Raw genomic sequence first — 17,574 nt, forward strand, 5'->3', positions numbered from 1 at the left:
CCGATGTTTGTTCACCGACACCGCGAGGTGCACGGCCGAGGTCACAAACCTTGACGGGCGGGATGCGGACGGCGCGCGCCACATGCGCGTCACGCCTCCCGCCGGGCAACAACTACGGGAGTAATGTTCGTGTCTCACATGCGCAAGATCGCCGTTGCAGCCATCGCCGTTTCACTGACCACCGTCACGATTACGGCCAGTGCGTCGGCCGACTCCGCCAAGGACTCGAAGACCCAGGTCTCCGCCGCCGATGCCGGCATCACCGGCACCTGGTACAACCAGCTCGGCTCGACCTTCATCGTGACCGCGTCCGCCGACGGCGGCCTGACCGGAACCTACGAGTCGGCCGTCGGCAACGCCGAGAGCCGCTACGTCCTGACCGGTCGTTACGACAGCACCCCCGCCACCGACGGCAGCGGCACCGCCCTCGGCTGGACGGTGGCCTGGAAGAATAACTACCGCAACGCCCACTCCGCCACCACATGGAGCGGCCAGTACGTCGGCGGCTCCGAGGCGCGGATCAACACCCAGTGGCTGCTGACCTCCGGCACCACCGAGGCCAATGCCTGGAAGTCCACCCTGGTCGGCCACGACACCTTCACCAAGGTGAAGCCCTCGGCCGCTTCCATCGACGCGGCGAAGAAGGCCGGCGTCAACAACGGCAGCCCGCTCGACGCCGCCCAGCAGTAGGCGCGTCCGGGCACCCCACGGTCCGGGATCCCGGACCGCATGCGTGCGGGCCGCCCGGAGGCCTTCCTCCGGACGGCCCGCCGCCCGCGGATCCGCCCCGGGCGGCGTCCGCAGGAGAGGCGTCTCACACAGGTTCTTCCCCGGCCGGTATCAAGCGTGGTCACCGAGGCTCGATACCTCCGACCGGGGGAAGGTGGAATTCACGTGATGTCGGCAATACCCGTGGACAGTGTGGATCTGTTCGACCAGGGATACGCGCGCGACCCGTATCCGGCCATGGCGGCCCTGCGGGAGAACGAACCCGTGAAGTTCGACGAGAACACGGGGCTGTGGCTGATAAGCCGGTACCAGGACGTGCGGTCCATTCTTCTGGATCCGGAGAATTTCCTCCCGGACAATGCGATCGACGCGATCGGGCGATTCTCGGTACCCACGCTGCGCGTCCTCGCGCGGGTCAAGTTCGACCTCCCGCAAACGCTTGCAAACAACGGCTCCGACAGCCACGCCGGCTATCGGCGCATCATGACCAGGCTCTTCAACGCCCCGGCCGTGGCCGCCGCCGTGCCCATGGTCGAGAAGGTCGTGGCGGAGGCCCTCGACGACGTCGAGCGGCGGCTCGCCGCCGACGGCGTGTGCGATCTGGCGACCACCCTCGCGCGGGACGTTCCGTTCCGGGTGATGCTGCGGCTGCTCGATCTGCAATCCGCCGTCGACGTGGGCATCGACACCCTGTCCCGCTGGAGCGACGCCTCCCTGGAGCTGTTCTGGGGGCGGCCGCGGGGCGAGCGGGAGGTGGCCCTGGCCCGCGAGGCCGCCGCGTTCTACGCGTGGCTCACCGCCCTGGTCTCGAAGCCCGCGCCCGAGCCCGGCACGCTGCTCGGCGCACTCGCCGCGCACCGGCTGCCGGACGGGGAGCGGCTGGGCCTGAACCAGAAGGCCGCGGTGGTCTATTTCATGATCATCGCCGGTCAGATGACGACCACCCAGATGCTCGGCACCATGTGCCTCAGGGCGCTCCGGGAGCCCGGCCTGTGGCAGCGGTTCGCCGCGGAACCCGCGGCCGTGGCGCCCTGGACCGAGGAGGTGCTGCGGCGGGATCCGCCCATCACCACCTGGCGCCGGATCACCGGCCGGCCGGTGACCGTGTCCGGTGTGGAGCTGCCGGCCGGGGCCCCGCTGCTGCTGATGCTGGCGTCCACCGGCTCGGACCCCGAGGTCTTCGACGATCCCGGGCAGCTCTGTCCGTACCGGTCCAACGTGCGCAGGCACCTGTCGTTCGGCCTCGGACGTCACCGCTGCTCCGGGGCCGAACTGGCCCGGATGGAGGCCGATGTGGTGATGCGGATGACGACCGCCCGGCTTCCGCGGCTGCGGCTCTCCGCGCGGACCGCGCCCGAGATGCTGGCCCTGCTCTCCTTCCGCGCCCCGCTTCAGGTCCTGGTGGAGCGGGGCTGACCGGGCGCCCGCGCCGCGGGCCGACCCCGGCGGCCCGGCCGGGGAACCGCCTCACCAGGGGCTGTGCTCGAGCACGACGCGGATCGCCCGGTCGATCTCGGCGTCGGTCAGGTCGGCGCGCGAGGTGAGCCGGATGCGGGAGAACCGGTCGGGCACCGAGGGCGGGCGGAAGCACGCCACCTTGAGACCGTCGGCCAGGCAGTCCTGCGCCCACTGCGCGGTCTGCGCCGCGGAGGGCCCGCGTACGGAGACCACGGCCGCCTGCGCCTCGGTCGCCGGCAGTCCGGCCGCCGCCAGGCGTTCGGCGAGGGCCACCGCCACCGCGCGGGTCCGGGCCGGGCGGTCCGGCTCGTCGCGCAGGACCCGCAGCGCCGCCAGGGCTCCGGCGGCCGCGGCCGGGGCGAGTCCGGTGTCGAACAGGAAGCTCCGGGCCGTGTTCATGACGTGCTCGATCACCCGGCGGGGGCCGATCACCGCGCCGCCCTGCGCGCCCAGGGACTTGGACAGGGTCAGGGTGGTGACGACGTCGGGGCGGCCGGCCAGCCCGGCGGCGGCCACCGCGCCCTCTCCCCGCTCGCCGACGACGCCGAACCCGTGCGCGTCGTCGACGAGCAGGCCCGCGCCGTGCCGGCGGCAGACGTCGAGCACGGCCCGGAGGTCCACCAGGTCGCCGTCGACGGAGAACACCGACTCGGTCACCGCCACCGCGCGGTGCTGTTCCCGTGCCGCGAGCACCCGCTCCAGGGCCCGCGGCGCGCCGTGCTCGGTGTCGACCACGTCCGCGCCCGACAGCCGGTAACCGTCGATCAGGGAGGCGTGGTTGAACGCGTCGGAGGCGATCAGCGAGCCGGGGCGGGCCAGTACGGTCACCGCGCCGAGGTTGGCCAGGTAGCCGGAGGAGAAGACCAGCGCTGCCTCCGCCCCGGCGAACTCGGCGAGCTCCCGTTCCAGTTCGGCGTGCAGCTCGGTGGTTCCGGTCGCCAGCCGGGAGCCGGTCGACCCCGCGCCCCAGGTCAGCGCCGCGTCGGCCACCGCCCGGACCACGTCGGGGTGGCGGGTGAGGCCGAGGTAGTCGTTGCCGCCGAAGTCGATCGCCTGCGGCCGGGCGCCGCGGACCTGGAGGCGGCGGGTGAGACCCGCCCGGTCCCGGCGGCGCGTGCTGTCGTCGATCCACGCGAAGACGTCGTGCGGGCCGCGCGGCTGTCGCTCTGTTCCCATCGCCTCGCTCCCGGCCTATCCGGCGGGGCCGAGGACGAGGACGCCGTTGTGGCCGCCGAAGCCGAAGGACTGGGTGAGGGCCGGGCCGGGCTGCCACGTGCGGCCCCCGCCGGTCACCACGTCCACGGCGAGCGCCGGGTCGACCGTGGTGAGGCCGACGGTCGGCGGTATCAGCCCGTGCCGCATGGACAGCAGCACCGCGACCGCCTCGAACGCGCCGCCGGCGCCGAAGGCGTGGCCGCTGGCCCCTTTGGTGGAGGTCACCGGCGGGCACTCCTCGAACACCGACAGGATGGCGTTGGTCTCCGCCTCGTCGTTGCGCAGGGTGCCCGTGCCGTGGGCGTTGATCTGCCGCACGTCCTCGGGGCGCACCCCGGCGTCCTGGAGGGCGAGGCGGATGCACCGGGCGGCTTCGCCGCCGCCGGGGGCGGGCATGGTGATGTCGTACGCGTCGGCCGAGCCGAGCACCTCCCCGAGCAGGGTGGCGCCGCGGGCCACCGCGGTGTCCCATTCCTCCAGTACGAGCACCGCGGCGCCTTCGGCGATGGCGAAGCCGTCGCGTTCCGCGTCGAAGGGCCGGGTGCGGCCGGTGGCGGACAGGGCCCGCATATTGGTGAACCCGGCCACGACGGTGGGCGTGATGGCGGCTTCGGTGCCACCGGCGAGCACCCGGTCACAGATGCCGTCGGCGATCATCCGCGCGGCGTGTCCGATGGCGTGGGTGGCCGCTGCGCACGCGGTCGCCGGGCTCTCGCACGGACCCCGCCAGCCCTGGCGCATGGCCACCGTCGCGGCGGCGGCGTTGGCCATCATCATGGGCACGAGGAACGGGGAGACCCTGCGGGAGCCGCGCTCGTGGTGGATGACGCTGTGCCGTTCGAAGGTGCTGACGCCGGCCAGGGCCGTGGCGACGACGACGCCGCTGCGTTCGGCGTCGACCTCCGTGAGGCCCGAGTCGCGGTGGGCCATGTCGGCGGCCGCGACGGCGAACTGGGTGAACCGGTCGGTGTGCCGGGCCTCCCGGACCTCCATCCAGGGCGACGGATCCCAGTCCGTCAGTTCCCGGTGGCCGGTCGGCGGTACCCGGAAGAGGCCTTCCCAGAAGGCCTCGGGTCCCGTGCCGCAGGCGCTCACGACACCGAGTCCGGTGACGGCGACGCGGCGGCGTGCCCCGTTGTCCCCAGTGTCCCTGCTGTCGCTGCTGCCCCTGCCGTCCCTGTTGTTCATCATGCGAGGAGCGAGAGGATCAGGCGGTGCAGGTCGCCGACGGTCCGGATCTCCTCCACCGACTCGTCGGGCACCGAGATGCCGAACTCCTCCTCGATGGCCATGACCAGCTCCACCTGGATGAGACTGCTGGCGCCGAGGTCCTCGGTCAGGCTCGCGTCCGGGGTCACGGACTCGGGCTTGACCTGCAGGACGTCGACGGCGCAGGTGGTGAGCCGGTCGAAGACGTCGTTGTGAGCCACGATGGTCAACCTCCCCCAATATCGGATGAATTCTCTGGTTCTACCGCTTCGCGGGCTCCGGCGGCCCGCCCTCGAGCACCTGGGCCCGGTCCTTGCTGACCGCGGACCGCCCCGGCAGGACGACCAGGGCCAGGGCGATCAGTTCCAGGCCCGCGCCCGCCCACGCCAGGGCGGCCGGCGAGAGCCGGTCGAGCACCGCACCGCCCACGGCGCCACCCAGGGCCACGCCGAGGTACGAGGCGGAGCTGTTGACGGAGATGGCCACGCTCGGGGCCGTCGGCGCCAGGTCGAGCACGCGGTGGATGGCGGTGGGCGGTTCGGCCCAGTAGACCGTGCCCCAGGCGATCGTGACCGCGAGGAAGACCACCACCACGACCGTCGAGTGCGAGGCGAAGAAGCTGGCCAGCACGGCCAGCAGCACCATGGTCACCACGACGCCCGAGACCGAGCCGACGAAGGTGCGTTCCGCCCCGATGCGGTCGCTGAGCCGGCCGCCGATGGCACTGCCGAAGGCGCCCGCCACACCGAACACCAGCAGGACGATGCTCACCCGGGCGTCGTCCATGCCCGTGGTGGCGCGGGTGAAGGCGGCCAGGTAGGTGAAGACGGTGAAACAGCCCGCCACCGCGAACAGGTTGGCCAGGACGGACAGGAGCACCGGCCGCCGGGCGCCGATCCGCACCCGGTCGCGCATGCTGATCACCGGTGGCTGGGGCACGGCGGGCAGCACTCGGAACAGCCCGATGAACACGGGCAGGGCCAGCACCACGACCAGCGCCAACGTCAGGCGCCAGCTGCCGAGTTGGCCGATCAGCGTACCGCCGGGCACCCCGAGCGCGGTGGCCACGGTGAGCCCGCCGATGATCAGGGAGACCGCCCGGCCCCGGTACCGCTCCCCCGCGAGCGCGGTCGCGGTGGCCGCCGCCGTGTTCATGTACAGCGCGGCGCTGATCCCGGCCAGGATCCGGGCCGCCATCAGGACCCCGTACGTCGGGGCGAGGGCGCCCAGCACGTTGGCGAGCAGGAAGGCCGCCATCGAGCCGCGCAGCATGACGCGCCGGGACAGGCCGGCGGTCAGGGTCATCAGGACCGGGGCACTGATCGCGTAGCTCAGGGCGAACACCGTGACGAGCTGCCCGGCCACCGGTTCGGACACGTCCAGTTCACCGGCGATCCGCGGAAGGATCCCGCTGATGACGAAGCCGTCGGTGCCGACGGCAAAGGAGCCGATTGCAAGAAGCGCCAGAATCACCTTGTGGGGCATGACGCCTCCCGGGGACCGACCCTGCGCGGGATCACGCATGACAGGATCGCGAATTTCCCTGCCCCCCTTTCAGGTCGAGCCGCTCTTGTGAACCGGCTTTACGAACGGGGTTGTCCGGATCAACGTACCAGCAAGCACGTCACGGCAATAACGGCGCCGGCGTGAGGGCGATCACGTCGATAGCGCCGATCACTGGCCAGAAAACATCGGCGCACCGGTGGCCCGATACAGAAGGAAAGCCGATTTCCGGTCAGGCACTGTCCCGCCCGGAGTGGATGTGACTTGAATCTATCGGCTCAATGGTCGCATTCGGAGCGTTTGTCAACACCGAATTTGCGACGAAGTGCCGCCGGGCGGCCCGCTGGAGACCGGCTGACGGCCCCTCACCATTGCCTCGTGTCACCAGTCCTGCGAGTGGATCATTTACTCGAGTCACACCTCACGTAGTTATCGCAGGGCGCAGTGGGCTGAGTCACACGGGGATGCATATTCGGTCCGGCATGGCTAGCATCGACCGTCGGAACGACCTTCTCGGACCGGCATTACGGGGGCCAGCCGATGTCATTTTCATCCGCGTTGCCATGCGTATCCGCATCCACATCCGCGATCTCGATCGCGTCCGCGTGAGCATGCCGACGTGCGTTCAATTCAGCGCCACCGATTCACCTCACCGATGAATCACCACCGATGAATCACCACCGATGAATCACCACCGATAGAAAAGTCGGTCAGCCGGATCACCGTGCCCACAAGGCCGTTCCGGCCGTCAAGGAGCTCGACCACATCGTGAGAGACCTGCGGATCCTTCTCGTAGACAACTATGACTCCTATACGTGGAACCTCTTCCAGCTGCTCTGGAAGGTGGCGGGTGTGCGGCCGGTCGTCGTACGGAACGACGAGGCGACGGCGGACGAACTGCTGCGACAGGGCTTCACCCACGTCGTGATCTCCCCGGGCCCCGGCAGCGCGGCCAGGGACGAGGACTTCGGGCTCTGCCGGGCCCTCCTGGAGCAGGCCGCGGTGCCCGTCCTCGGGGTCTGCCTCGGCCACCAGGGCCTTGCCCTCGCCTTCGGGGGCGAGGTCCGGCACGCGCCGGAGATCGTGCACGGCCGGACCAGCGCGATCACCCACACCGGGACCGGCCTCTTCGCCGGCGTCCCGCAGGGCTTCCGGGCCGTGCGCTACCACTCCCTCGCCGTCACCGAACCGCTCCCGGCGGACCTCGTGGCGACGGCCTGGTCCGAAGGCGGCCTGCTGATGGGCCTGCGGCACCGCGAACGCCCCTTGTACGGCGTGCAGTTCCATCCCGAGTCGGTGGACAGCGAGTACGGCGAGGAGATCATCGCCAACTTCCTCGGGATCACGCCCACGCTCCGCCACAGCGAACTCGGCATCGACCTGGACGCCGAGGAACTGTTCCTGCGCGCCTTCGCCGACAGCCCGTACAGCTTCTGGCTTGACAGCTCGCGCACCGCCTACGGAATGGGCCGCCACAGCTACCTGGGTGCCTGCGCCGGAGACGGCCTGGAGGTGCTCCGCGCCTACGCGGGCGCCCATGTCGTCGAACGCGAGACCCACGAGGCCATGGAGCGCCTCCCCGGCACGGTCTTCGAGCACCTGCGGTCGGGCCTCGCGACCACGCCCGTCCCGGCCGGCTCCTCGCCCGTGCCGTTCGCGGGCGGCTACCTCGGCTATCTCGGCTACGGCATCAAGGGGAGCGTCGGCATCGGCCGGGCGGGCAGCGGCGAGCGGCCGGACGCGGAGCTGCTCCGGGTCGACCGCTTCGTGGCCTACGACCACGAGACCGGCCGGCGCCACCTGATCACGGTGGGCCTGTCCTCCGAGCAGCACGACGCCTGGTGCGAGGAGGTGCGCGCACTCGCCCGTCGCCCCCTGGTGCCCCGGCCCCGGCGGGAGGCCGCCCCGGCCTTACTGGAGCCCGGCGTCGACCGGGAGACGTACCTGCGGCACTTCGACACCGTGCAGCAGTGGCTGCATGACGGGGACTCGTACGAGGCCTGCTACACGTACCAGATCAGCGGTACCAGCGAGGCGGACCCGCTGGAGACCTACCTGCGCCTGCGGGCGGCCAGCCCGGCGCCCTACGCCGCGTACGTCCGCCTCGGCGAGCGCTCGCTGCTGAGCTCCTCGCCGGAGCGGTTCGTCACGGTGACGGGCAACGGCGAGGTCGAGGCCAAGCCCATCAAGGGCACCGCCGCGCGACACGCCGACCCGGTGGCCGACGAGGCCGCCCGCGCGGGTCTGGAGACGGACCGCAAGATCCGCAGCGAGAACCTGATGATCGCGGACCTGCTCCGCAACGACCTCGGGCAGGTCTGCGACACCGGCACGGTGCACGTGCCCAAGCTGATGGCCGCCGAGTCCTACGCCACCGTGCACCAGCTCGTCACCACGGTCCGCGGGCGGCTGCGCGCCGACCGGGACGCGGTCGACTGCGTGGAGGCGCTCTTCCCCGGCGGGTCGATGACCGGCGCGCCGAAGAAGCGCACGGTGGAGCTCCTGGACGAACTGGAGCCGGAGGAGCGCGGGGTGTACTCCGGCAGCCTCGGCTACTTCGGTTTCGACGGGGCGGCGGACCAGTCCATCGTCATCCGCACGATCGTCTGGGAGGGCGACCGCGTGCGCATCGGCGTGGGCGGCGCACTGATCGTGCTCTCGGACGGCGAGGAGGAGTTCCAGGAGACACGGCTCAAGGCCCGTGCGCTGCTGCGGGCCCTCGGCGTCGAGGAGCCCTGCGAGGCCACATCGGGAACGGCTGCGAGGTACCGGGGATGAGCACGGTGGAATTCGAGACCGGGCCGGCGAAGCCCGGGGAGGCGCCGGCGGTCGCCGAGGCGGTGACCGCCCTCCTGCGGGAGCTGCGCCAGGACGACTCCCACACGATCCCCGGCCTGGACGCGGCCGTCGCCGGGGCCATCGCCGGCCGGGACGGCTCCGGGGTGCTGGTTGCCCGGGACGGTCAGGGGCGCGTGGTCGGCGTACTGGGGTACACCATCCAGACCGCGCTGCGGCTCGCCGCGCCGTACCGCCACGTTCAGGAGCTGTGGGTGGAGCCGGCGCTGCGGTCCCGGGGCGTTGCGGCCCTGCTGCTGGACGCCCTCGACGGACTGTGCGCCGCCGACGGCGTGCGACGGGTCGAAGTCTGCCTGCCCGCCGAGCAGTTCCCCTCGTACCCGCGGACCCTGGCGTTCTACGAGCGCTCCGGTTTCCGCGTCATAGGCCCGCGCGTGATCAAGGATCTGTCATGACGCTGCACGTGGTGGTACCCGAGGAGTCCGAGGCGCTGCCGTTCACGGTCGAGCCCTCCGGCGCCCGGGTGGCCAGCAAGGAGACCCCCGAGCGGATCCACGAGATCCTGGCCGGGCTGCACGACGGGGGCGCGGTGGCCGCCCCGCCCGGCACGGACGCTCCGGACCGTGCGGAGCGGCTGGTCGGCGCCGTGCACGACAAGGAGCTGCTGGACCACCTGCGCCACGGGGTGCCCGAAGGGGCGCAGTCGGTGCTCGACAGCGCGTTCGCGGCCCCCGGCCTGGAGCAGGAGACCCCGGTCACCCGCGGGGTGTGGCCCGCGGCGCTGGGCGCGGCGGCCGCCGCCGTCCGGGCGGCCGGGCTGACGGCCCGCCGTGGGGAGAACAGCTACGCGCTGGTGCGGCCCCCGGGCCACCACGCGGGCCCCGGCTGGTACGGCGGCTACTGCTTCCTCAACAACGCCGTCGTCGCCGCCCGGACGCTGCAGGAGGAGGGCGTGGCCCGGGTCGGCATCCTCGACGTCGACTACCACCTGGGCAACGGCACCCTCGCCCTCGTCCGGGGCGATCCCACGCTGCCGTTCGCCTCGGTGCACTCCGGCGACCCGAAGGACTTCCCCTACACCTTCGAGCCGGGGCCCGGCCTGTTCCCGGTGGAGTCCGATCCGGGTGCCCGGCGGTTCCTGGCGCTCGTCGCCGACGCCCTGGCGCACCTGCGCCGCGAGAACGCCCAGGCGCTGGTGGTCTCCGTCGGCTACGACGTCCTCGCCGGCGATCCGCACGGCTCCTGGACCCTGGCGCCGGAGGTGTTCGGACCCGTCGCCGCGCTCGTCGCCGAGCAGCGGCTGCCCACCGTGTTCGTCCAGGAGGGCGGATACGGACTCCCGTCCCTGCGCGCCGCGGCGCGCGCCCTGGCATCGGAGGCCTCGTGACGCACGCGAACGCGACTCCCGAAGAAGTCCTCCGGCCGTTCCGGGAGCGGCTGGAGTCACTGGACCAGCAGCTTGCGGAGCTGGTGGCGGCCCGCCTGGCGATCTGCTGCGAGGTGGCCGAGGTCAAACGGGCCCACGGCATCCCGATGATGCAGCCGCAGCGGGTCACCGCGGTCCGCGAGGCGTACGCGGCCCGGGGCGAACGGCTGGACCTCGCCCCCGACTTCATGCGCTCCCTGGCGACCCTGCTGATCGACGAGGCCTGCCGCCTGGAGGACCGGATCATCGACGGTCCTCCCGCGACGACCGTGGAGGTACGGCGATGACCCTGACGTTCACCACCCTCGGCCCGGCGGGCAGCTGCCACGAGAACGCCGTGGAGCACTACTTCAGGTTCCAGGGCATCGAGGGCGAGGCCAGGACCGACCTCACCGTCGACCTGCACGACGGTCTGGAGCGGGTGCGCCGCGGCGAGAGCGACTACCTCGTGCAGTGCAGCGCGCACCCCGAGGTGCACCTGCTCACCGAGCGGTACTTCGACGAGGTCAGGGTGGTGGACACCTTCGTGTACCCCACCAAGGAACTGGTGCTGCTCAGCCGTGCCGACGTGGAGCGGCCACGGTCGCTGGGGCTGGTTCCGGCCACCGCCGGCTACGTCGACGTGTCGCAGTGGGAGGAGGTCGTCCGCGAGCCGTCCAAGCCGGTGGTCGGCGCCCACCTGCTGGCGGGGGCCTATGACTCGGGCCTCACCCACCTGGAGTACCTGGAGCGGTCGAACGGGGCGCTGCGCCTCGACCGCTACATCGGCGCGGTGACCACCACCTGGGTCGTCTACGGACGCCGTCCCAGGTTCTCGGGCGAAGTGATCGGCACCCAGTGCCGCGAGTACCTGTTGGGAGAGGGCGCATGACCGGGACCGCATCCGCGACGAGGAGGATCCTCGTCTGTGACACCACGCTCCGCGACGGCGAGCAGACCTGTGGGGTGGCCTTCCGGGTCGAGGAGAAGGTGAGGATCGCCCGGCTCCTGGACGAGATGGGCGTGGACTGCATCGACGCGGGCTTCCCCGCCTCCTCGCAGGCCGACCAGGACGCCGTGCGCGGGATCGCCGCCCTGGGCCTGAACGCCCGTGTGGTGGCGTTCTGCCGGCCGAACCGCGGCGAGATCGATCTCGCCCGGGCGTGCGGCGCCGACTCCGTCTACACCTTCGTGCCGACCTCCGACGTGCACATGCGGGTCAAGTTCGGCGGTGCGGACCGTGCGGTGCGCGACCGGCTGAAGCGGGAGATGGCCGACGGCATCACGTACGCCAAGGACCTCGGCTTGTTCGTCGGCTGCGGCGCCGAGGACGCCACCCGGACCGCGTACGACTACCTGGAGGAGGTCCTCCTACTCGCCCAGGAGAGCGGGGCGGACCTGGTGGGTGTGGCGGACACCGTCGGCTCGACCACCCCCGACGCCTTCCGCACCCTCATCTCGCGGCTGCGGTCGCGGATCCACGTGACGCTGTCGTTGCACTGCCACAACGACTTCGGTCTGGCCACGGCCAACACGGTCGCGGGCATCCTGGGCGGCGCGGACGAGGTCCAGTGCACCGTCAACGGTCTCGGCGAGCGGGCGGGCAACGCCTCCCTGGAGGAGGTGACGGTGGCCCTCACCCAGCTGTACGGCTTCGACGCCAACGTCGACCTGTCGCGGCTGAGGCCCATGTCGGAGCTGATCGCGGGCCTGTCGGGCATCGAGGTCAGCCCGATGAAGCCGATCGTCGGCGGCAACGCCTTCTCGCACGAGTCCGGTCTGCACGTGTCCTCGGTGATGAAGGACTCCACCGCCTACGAGCCGCTGCGGCCCGAACTGGTGGGCCACACGCGGCGGATCGTCATGGGCAAGCACTCCGGCAAGGGGATCATCTCCCACGTGCTGGACGCCCATGGGCTCCCGTACGACGACGAGGTCCTCGGCTCGGTGCTCCGGCAGGTCAAGGAGGTCTCGGTGCTGTCGAAGTCCAGCGTCACCGAGGCCCAGGTCGTGGAGATCTACCACGAGCGAACGGCCCTGTCGGTATGAACACGGAGCAGGAGAAGAAGAAGGGGAAGAGGGGCGGACAGGAGCCGGACACCTCCGCCTGGTTCGAGGACCAGGCGTTCTGGAACGACTTCTACCCGCACCTCTTCTCCCCGGAGCGCGCCGCGCAGGCGGTGCGGATCGTGGAGCGGTCCCCGCTGTTCCGCTTTCCTGCCGGGGCCCGTGTGCTCGACCTGTGCTGCGGGCCGGGCCTGTTCACCGTGCCGCTCGCCCGCGCGGGCCACGCGGTCACCGGGGTGGACCTCAGTGCGCCGATGCTCGCGCGCGCCCTGACCTACTGTCAGGAGGCGGGGGTGAAAGCCCGGTTCGTGGAGTCGGACATGCGCGCCTTCGCCGAACCGGGGGTGTTCGACACCGTCATCAACATGTTCACCTCCTTCGGGTACTTCGACCGGCTCGAGGACAACGTCCAGGTGCTGCGCAACGCCCACACCAGCCTGGCGCCGGGCGGGACCCTGCTGATCGACGTCGTCGGCAAGGAGATCCTCGCGCGGCTCGACGAGCGGGTCTCCCTCTCCGAGCGGGACGGAAGGGTGCTGGTCCAGCGCGACACCGTGCTCGACGACTGGACCCGGCTGCGCAGCGACTGGTACGCGATCGAGGGCTCGCACGCGGCCCGGGGTTCGATGACGCTGTTCCTCTACAGCGCCGGCGAACTGCGGGACATGCTGGGGTCCGCCGGTTTCACCGACGTGCGGTTCCACGGGGACTACGACGGCGCGCCGTACGACCACCGGGCCGAGCGCCTGATCGCGGTCGCCTCGAAGGGCGTGGACGTCCGTGGGGAATGAGGTCGTCGTCGTACGGTCGGCATCCGGTGTAGACCGCCGTGAGTGGGACGCGCTCGTCCCCCCGGCGCAGGTGTACCTCTCGCACGACTGGCTGCGCGCGGTCGAGGAGTGCTTCGGCTTCGAGCTGGTCCTGTTCCTGCTGCGGGACGAGGGGCGGACGGTGGCCGCGGTGCAGGGCCTGCTGGTCCGCGACCCGGACGCGTTCCCGTACCACGATCCGACGGGCGCGCTCTTCGGCGCGTACGAGATCGACCACCTCACCCGCGCCCTGGCCCGTGACCGTTCGCCGCAGGAGTCCGCCGAGGCCGCGGCCCTGCTCGCCGCCGTCGTGCGCACGGAGGCCGCCCGTACGCGTGCGGCCGGCTATCCGGCGCTCGTGATGACCAGCCCGTACGGGTACGCGAGCGACGTCCTCACCCGGCCGGGCGCCGACCGGCGGGAGGCGATCGGTGAACTGCTTCTCGCCATCGAGGAGTTCTGCCGCGACGAGGCGATCCCCTCGCAGTCCTTCCTCTGGGAGTCCGGCGGGGACCGGGAGCTGCACCGCGCCCTCGCCGACCACGGCTACCTGGAGTTCCTCTCCGACGTGGAGTACGAGCTGCGACCCGGCCCCTGCACCTCCCTGGAGGAGTACCTGGGCACGCTGGAACGCAAGCGCCGCAACGTCGCCCGGGCCGAGATCCGCAAGTTCGCCGAGGCCGGGATGCGGGTCGAACGGATCAGGGACCCTGACCCGGCGGCGATCGCCCGCTGCGCCGGGCTCTGTGAGGGACAGCAGAAGAAGTACGGCCTGCCGGTCGACCGGGCGGCGATGGAGCGGCTGTTCACCGCGCTCCTCGGCTCCCCGCGGCTGGGGCCCGCACTGTACGTGGTGCGCCGCCGGGGGACGCAGGGGGCCGATTTCGGGGGCTTCCTGCTGTGCCTGGAGGCGGGCGGCGTCCTGCATCCCAAGTTCCTCGGCTTCGACGACGCGGCCGTCGGGCACACCTGCGCCTACTTCAACCTCGTCTTCCACCACCTCGTCGAACTGGCCGTCACCGGCGGCCCCCACCGCATCGCGTACGGCATGGGTTCGGCGGAGGCGAAGCGCCTGCGCGGCTGCCGTCCGGCCCCGGTGCGCGGCTGGATCCGGTTCTCCTCACCGGCGGCGCAGCGGCGGATCGAGCCGTACGTCGCCGTCTTCGACTGCCTCAAGAAACAGCTTCTCGGCCACCAGGATGGAAGCGTTCCGCGATGACACTCGTACGACAGCTCTTCGAGCACAAACTCGGCCGTCCCGTCAGCACCGGCGAGGTCGTGGACCTGCCGTTCGACCTGTGCTGGGGCAGCGAGATGACCGTCAAATGGGCCCTGGACATCCTGCGCGACTCCGGATTCGACGACGCGTACATCGCCGCCGGCATCGCCGCGCAGCGCGAGAGGACCGTCTTCGTCTTCGACCACGTCGTCCCCACCCACACGGCCTCGATGGCCTCGATCCTCGTCGAGCTGCGCCGGTTCGCCCGGGCGCACGGCATCAAGGTGTTCGACGTCGGCTACGACGGCGGCATCCAGCACAAGATCCTCATCGAGCAGGGGCTGATCCGCCCCGGTGACGTGGCGGTCGGCGCCGACTCGCACAGCTGCACCGCGGGCGCGATCGGCTCGCTCGCCACCGGCATCGGCTCCACCGACCTGGCCATGGCCATGGTCCGGGGCAGCGTCTGGATGCGGGTGCCCGAGGCGACGCTGGTCCGCTTCCACGGGAGCCTGCGTCCGCACGTGCAGGGCAAGGACGTGGCGCTGTACCTCTGCGGTCTGATCGGGGTGCACGGCGCCGTCTACCGCAGCCTGGAGTTCGGCGGCCCCGGCCTCGCCTCGCTGGCGGTCACCGACCGGCTGTCGCTGAGCAACATGGCGGTGGAGATGGGCGCCAAGTACGGCCTGTTCCCCACGGACGGCGTGCTCGCCGACCACCTCGGCGACGGGGCCGGGTACCCGGACTTCGCCATCGACGAGGACGACGCCGAGTACGTCGACGTGATCGACGTCGACCTGGGCCTGATCGAGCCCACCGTGGCGCTGCCGTTCTCCCCCGACAACGCCATCGGCACGCACCAGCTCCAGCACCTCCTGCGGCACTGGGACGAGTACGCGGACCGCACGGACCTGATGACCGGGGTGGCGCCGCTGGCCCGGCGCGCCGACGCCGACGGCGGGATACCGGTCGACCAGGTCTTCATCGGCTCCTGCACCAACGGGCACCTGGAGGACCTGCGGGTCGTCGCGGACGTGCTGCGCGGCAAGCGGGTCAAGGACGGCGTGCGGACCATCGTCATCCCCGCCTCCCAGAAGGCCTACCGGGCGGCGATGAAGGAGGGCCTGATCGACGTCCTGCTGGAGGCGGGCTGCTACGTGGAGTCCTCCAGCTGCGGTCCCTGCATCGGCATCAAGTCCGGTGTGCTCGGCAAGGGCGAGGTCGCGGTCTTCACCTCCAACCGCAACTTCCGCGGCCGCTGCGGCGACGTGGACGCCAGTGTCGTACTGGCCTCCCCGGCGATCGCGGCGCGGGCCGCGCTGACCGGCACGCTCGCCCCCATCGGCGACCGGAGCGACTACTACGCCGACGAGGACGCGGTGCGCGGCGCCATCGACGAGCTGTTCGCGCTCCACTCGGCGCGCGAGGGCCGGGCGCCCCTGACCGGCGCGGCGGACGAGTTCTCCTCGGCGGCCCCGGGCACCGGCGTGGCGACGGGCACCGGCGTGGCGACGGGCACCGGCGTGGCGACGGGCACCGGCGTGGCGACGGGCACCGGCGTGGCGACGGGCACCGGAAGCCTCGCCTGGGTCTTCGGCGACCACGTCAACACCGATGTGATCCTGCCCGGCGTGTTCTGCCAGATCCCCGACCCGGCCGAGTACAAGAAGCACATCATGGCCCACGCGGGCAACGGGCCGTTCCTCGACCACTACGCCGGCACCGGGTACGACCTGAGCGGATCGGTGATCGTCGGCGGGATGAACTTCGGCTGCGGCTCCTCCCGTGAGAACGCCCCGATGGGCATCAAGGCCTCCGGCGCGCCGTTCGTCGTCGCGCACAGCTTCGCGCGGATCTTCTTCCGCAACGCCCTCAACATCGGCCTGCGGCTGGTCGAGGTCGGGGACTTCGCCTACGGGATCCGGGAGGGCGACCGGCTGGTCGTCGACGACGAGCGCGGCGAGCTGGTCAACGTGACCCGGGGCACGTGCGCGCCCATCACCCCGCCCTCCCCGTTCGAGCGCGAACTGCTCACCGCGGGCGGCCTCGTCGCGTACGCCGGTGAGCAGGTCCGGGCGCAGGCGTCGGCCGGATGAGCACCCTCGCGGTCGTCCCCGGAGACGGCATCGGTCCGGAGGTCATGGCCGAGGTGCTGAAGGTGCACGCGGTGGTCGAGGACACCTTCGGCACCGGGCTGAAGACCGACGTACTGCCCTACGGCGCCGACCACTTCCTGGAGCACGGGGACGTGGAGATCGACATCCCGGCGATCGGCAGCACCTACGCCGCGGTGCTGCTCGGCGCGCTCGGCGATCCCCGTGTCCCCGACAACCGGCACGCCGTCCGGATCATCGGCGGACTGCGTCAGCAGCTCGAACTGAGCGTCAACCTGCGCCCGGTCCGCCTGCGCACCCTGGCCCACTGCCCCCTCAAGCACGTGCGCTCGGCCGGGGACGTGGACCTCGTCGTCGTGCGGGAGAACACGGAGGACGTGTACGTCGGGGTCGGCGGCACGGTCCGGGGCGGGCGCCCCGGCCACGTCGCGATGGAGGTCGGCGTGCACACGCGGTGGGCCGTGGACCGGGCCCTCACGGCCGCCTTCGAACTCGCCCGTTCCCGCCCGCGCCGCCGGCTCACCCTGGTGGACAAGAGCAATGCGATGCCGAGCGCCGGCCCGCTGTGGCAGAGCCGGTTCCGTGCCCTCGGCGCGTCCTACCCGGACGTGGAGCGCGACCACCTGTACGTCGACGCCGCCGCCATGGAGCTGATCCGCAACCCGGCCCGGTTCGACGTGCTGGTGGCGAGCAACCTCTTCGGGGACATCCTCAGCGACGAGGCCGCCATGCTCGCCGGCGGGCTCGGAGTGGCGCCCTCGGCGAGCTACGACCCCGAGGACACCTCGTTCTTCGGCGTCTTCGAGGCGGTGCACGGCAGCGCGCCGGACATCGCCGGCACCGGGCGCGCCAACCCGATCGCCTCGGTGCTGAGTTACTCCCTGATGCTGGACCGGATGGGGCTGCACGCGGCCCACGCCGCCGTGGAACGCGCCGTGGACGAGGTGCTGCACGGGGACCTGCTGACACCCGATCTGGGCGGCACCGCACTCACCGGCGAGGTGGGCGACCTGATATGCCGGGCGGTCGCCCGGCACGACAAGGACTGAG

16 protein-coding genes are annotated in these 17,574 nt (G+C 71.6%); 12 read left to right on the forward strand and 4 right to left on the reverse strand.

All coding sequences use genetic code 11. From position 1 onward, the window contains the following. Positions 1 to 138 precede the first annotated feature (138 nt). Positions 139 to 690 carry a streptavidin gene (locus tag ACGFZK_RS35160; RefSeq protein ID WP_393852925.1) on the forward strand — a complete coding sequence of 184 codons (552 nt, stop codon included), beginning with the start codon at positions 139 to 141 and terminating at the stop codon, positions 688 to 690. Between the two features lie 207 nt (positions 691 to 897). Beyond that, positions 898 to 2,145 carry a cytochrome P450 gene (locus tag ACGFZK_RS35165; RefSeq protein ID WP_393852887.1) on the forward strand — a complete coding sequence of 416 codons (1,248 nt, stop codon included), beginning with the start codon at positions 898 to 900 and terminating at the stop codon, positions 2,143 to 2,145. A 51-nt stretch (positions 2,146 to 2,196) separates the two neighbouring features. Here the strand turns inward: ACGFZK_RS35165 and ACGFZK_RS35170 are convergent, their stop codons facing one another. Genes ACGFZK_RS35170 through ACGFZK_RS35185 form a run of 4 tightly spaced genes read right to left on the reverse strand, consistent with a single transcriptional unit; the run spans position 2,197 to position 6,096 of the window. Further along, positions 2,197 to 3,363: an 8-amino-7-oxononanoate synthase gene (locus ACGFZK_RS35170; RefSeq protein WP_393852888.1), complete on the reverse strand. Its 1,167-nt coding sequence runs from the start codon at positions 3,361 to 3,363 to the stop codon at positions 2,197 to 2,199. A 15-nt stretch (positions 3,364 to 3,378) separates the two neighbouring features. After that, a complete protein-coding gene (locus tag ACGFZK_RS35175) occupies positions 3,379 to 4,593 on the reverse strand; it encodes a beta-ketoacyl-[acyl-carrier-protein] synthase family protein (RefSeq protein ID WP_393852889.1) in 1,215 nt (404 codons plus the stop codon). Next, a complete protein-coding gene (gene acpP / locus ACGFZK_RS35180; protein WP_393852890.1) occupies positions 4,590 to 4,832 on the reverse strand; it encodes an acyl carrier protein in 243 nt (80 codons plus the stop codon). Before acpP ends, ACGFZK_RS35175 begins: the two co-directional genes overlap by 4 nt. 40 nt (positions 4,833 to 4,872) lie before the next feature. Further along, positions 4,873 to 6,096 carry an MFS transporter gene (locus tag ACGFZK_RS35185; RefSeq protein ID WP_393852891.1) on the reverse strand — a complete coding sequence of 408 codons (1,224 nt, stop codon included), beginning with the start codon at positions 6,094 to 6,096 and terminating at the stop codon, positions 4,873 to 4,875. 786 nt (positions 6,097 to 6,882) lie between these two features. On the opposite strand from ACGFZK_RS35185, the gene pabB reads away from it, so the two are divergent. Genes pabB through ACGFZK_RS35235 form a run of 10 tightly spaced genes read left to right on the forward strand, consistent with a single transcriptional unit; the run spans position 6,883 to position 17,573 of the window. Further along, a complete protein-coding gene (gene pabB, locus ACGFZK_RS35190; RefSeq protein WP_393852892.1) occupies positions 6,883 to 8,892 on the forward strand; it encodes an aminodeoxychorismate synthase component I in 2,010 nt (669 codons plus the stop codon). Then, a complete protein-coding gene (locus ACGFZK_RS35195; protein ID WP_393852893.1) occupies positions 8,889 to 9,365 on the forward strand; it encodes a GNAT family N-acetyltransferase in 477 nt (158 codons plus the stop codon). Before pabB ends, ACGFZK_RS35195 begins: the two co-directional genes overlap by 4 nt. Further along, a complete protein-coding gene (locus ACGFZK_RS35200) occupies positions 9,362 to 10,297 on the forward strand; it encodes a hypothetical protein (protein ID WP_393852894.1) in 936 nt (311 codons plus the stop codon). The genes ACGFZK_RS35195 and ACGFZK_RS35200 overlap by 4 nt, the downstream gene beginning before the upstream one ends. Beyond that, positions 10,294 to 10,623, forward strand: a complete 330-nt coding sequence (locus ACGFZK_RS35205; protein WP_393852895.1) for a chorismate mutase — start codon at positions 10,294 to 10,296, stop codon at positions 10,621 to 10,623. Before ACGFZK_RS35200 ends, ACGFZK_RS35205 begins: the two co-directional genes overlap by 4 nt. Next, positions 10,620 to 11,207, forward strand: a complete 588-nt coding sequence (locus ACGFZK_RS35210) for a hypothetical protein (protein ID WP_393852896.1) — start codon at positions 10,620 to 10,622, stop codon at positions 11,205 to 11,207. The genes ACGFZK_RS35205 and ACGFZK_RS35210 overlap by 4 nt, the downstream gene beginning before the upstream one ends. Further along, the gene (locus ACGFZK_RS35215; RefSeq protein WP_393852897.1) at positions 11,204 to 12,364 is read left to right on the forward strand and encodes a hypothetical protein; all 1,161 of its coding nucleotides are present in this window, start codon (positions 11,204 to 11,206) and stop codon (positions 12,362 to 12,364) included. Before ACGFZK_RS35210 ends, ACGFZK_RS35215 begins: the two co-directional genes overlap by 4 nt. Next, positions 12,361 to 13,173 (forward strand): class I SAM-dependent methyltransferase, encoded by an 813-nt coding sequence (locus tag ACGFZK_RS35220; RefSeq protein WP_393852898.1) that lies wholly within the window; start codon positions 12,361 to 12,363, stop codon positions 13,171 to 13,173. The genes ACGFZK_RS35215 and ACGFZK_RS35220 overlap by 4 nt, the downstream gene beginning before the upstream one ends. Continuing rightward, positions 13,163 to 14,410: a GNAT family N-acetyltransferase gene (locus ACGFZK_RS35225; protein ID WP_393852899.1), complete on the forward strand. Its 1,248-nt coding sequence runs from the start codon at positions 13,163 to 13,165 to the stop codon at positions 14,408 to 14,410. Before ACGFZK_RS35220 ends, ACGFZK_RS35225 begins: the two co-directional genes overlap by 11 nt. Beyond that, positions 14,407 to 16,506 carry an aconitase family protein gene (locus ACGFZK_RS35230; RefSeq protein ID WP_393852900.1) on the forward strand — a complete coding sequence of 700 codons (2,100 nt, stop codon included), beginning with the start codon at positions 14,407 to 14,409 and terminating at the stop codon, positions 16,504 to 16,506. The genes ACGFZK_RS35225 and ACGFZK_RS35230 overlap by 4 nt, the downstream gene beginning before the upstream one ends. Then, positions 16,503 to 17,573: an isocitrate/isopropylmalate dehydrogenase family protein gene (locus ACGFZK_RS35235; RefSeq protein WP_393852901.1), complete on the forward strand. Its 1,071-nt coding sequence runs from the start codon at positions 16,503 to 16,505 to the stop codon at positions 17,571 to 17,573. Before ACGFZK_RS35230 ends, ACGFZK_RS35235 begins: the two co-directional genes overlap by 4 nt. Position 17,574 lies beyond the last annotated feature (1 nt).

Origin of the sequence: Streptomyces sp. NPDC048257 (assembly GCF_043201855.1) — a bacterium.
Classification (GTDB): Bacteria; Actinomycetota; Actinomycetes; order Streptomycetales; family Streptomycetaceae; genus Streptomyces.

Coding starts and splice junctions, on each gene's coding strand:
- ACGFZK_RS35160 (WP_393852925.1), top strand. CDS start 139: ATGCGCAAGATCGCCGTTGCAGCCATCGCCGTTTCACTGACCACCGTC.
- ACGFZK_RS35165 (WP_393852887.1), top strand. CDS start 898: ATGTCGGCAATACCCGTGGACAGTGTGGATCTGTTCGACCAGGGATAC.
- ACGFZK_RS35170 (WP_393852888.1), bottom strand. CDS start 3,363: ATGGGAACAGAGCGACAGCCGCGCGGCCCGCACGACGTCTTCGCGTGG.
- ACGFZK_RS35175 (WP_393852889.1), bottom strand. CDS start 4,593: ATGATGAACAACAGGGACGGCAGGGGCAGCAGCGACAGCAGGGACACT.
- ACGFZK_RS35185 (WP_393852891.1), bottom strand. CDS start 6,096: ATGCCCCACAAGGTGATTCTGGCGCTTCTTGCAATCGGCTCCTTTGCC.
- ACGFZK_RS35195 (WP_393852893.1), top strand. CDS start 8,889: ATGAGCACGGTGGAATTCGAGACCGGGCCGGCGAAGCCCGGGGAGGCG.
- ACGFZK_RS35200 (WP_393852894.1), top strand. CDS start 9,362: ATGACGCTGCACGTGGTGGTACCCGAGGAGTCCGAGGCGCTGCCGTTC.
- ACGFZK_RS35210 (WP_393852896.1), top strand. CDS start 10,620: ATGACCCTGACGTTCACCACCCTCGGCCCGGCGGGCAGCTGCCACGAG.
- ACGFZK_RS35215 (WP_393852897.1), top strand. CDS start 11,204: ATGACCGGGACCGCATCCGCGACGAGGAGGATCCTCGTCTGTGACACC.
- ACGFZK_RS35220 (WP_393852898.1), top strand. CDS start 12,361: ATGAACACGGAGCAGGAGAAGAAGAAGGGGAAGAGGGGCGGACAGGAG.
- ACGFZK_RS35230 (WP_393852900.1), top strand. CDS start 14,407: ATGACACTCGTACGACAGCTCTTCGAGCACAAACTCGGCCGTCCCGTC.
- ACGFZK_RS35235 (WP_393852901.1), top strand. CDS start 16,503: ATGAGCACCCTCGCGGTCGTCCCCGGAGACGGCATCGGTCCGGAGGTC.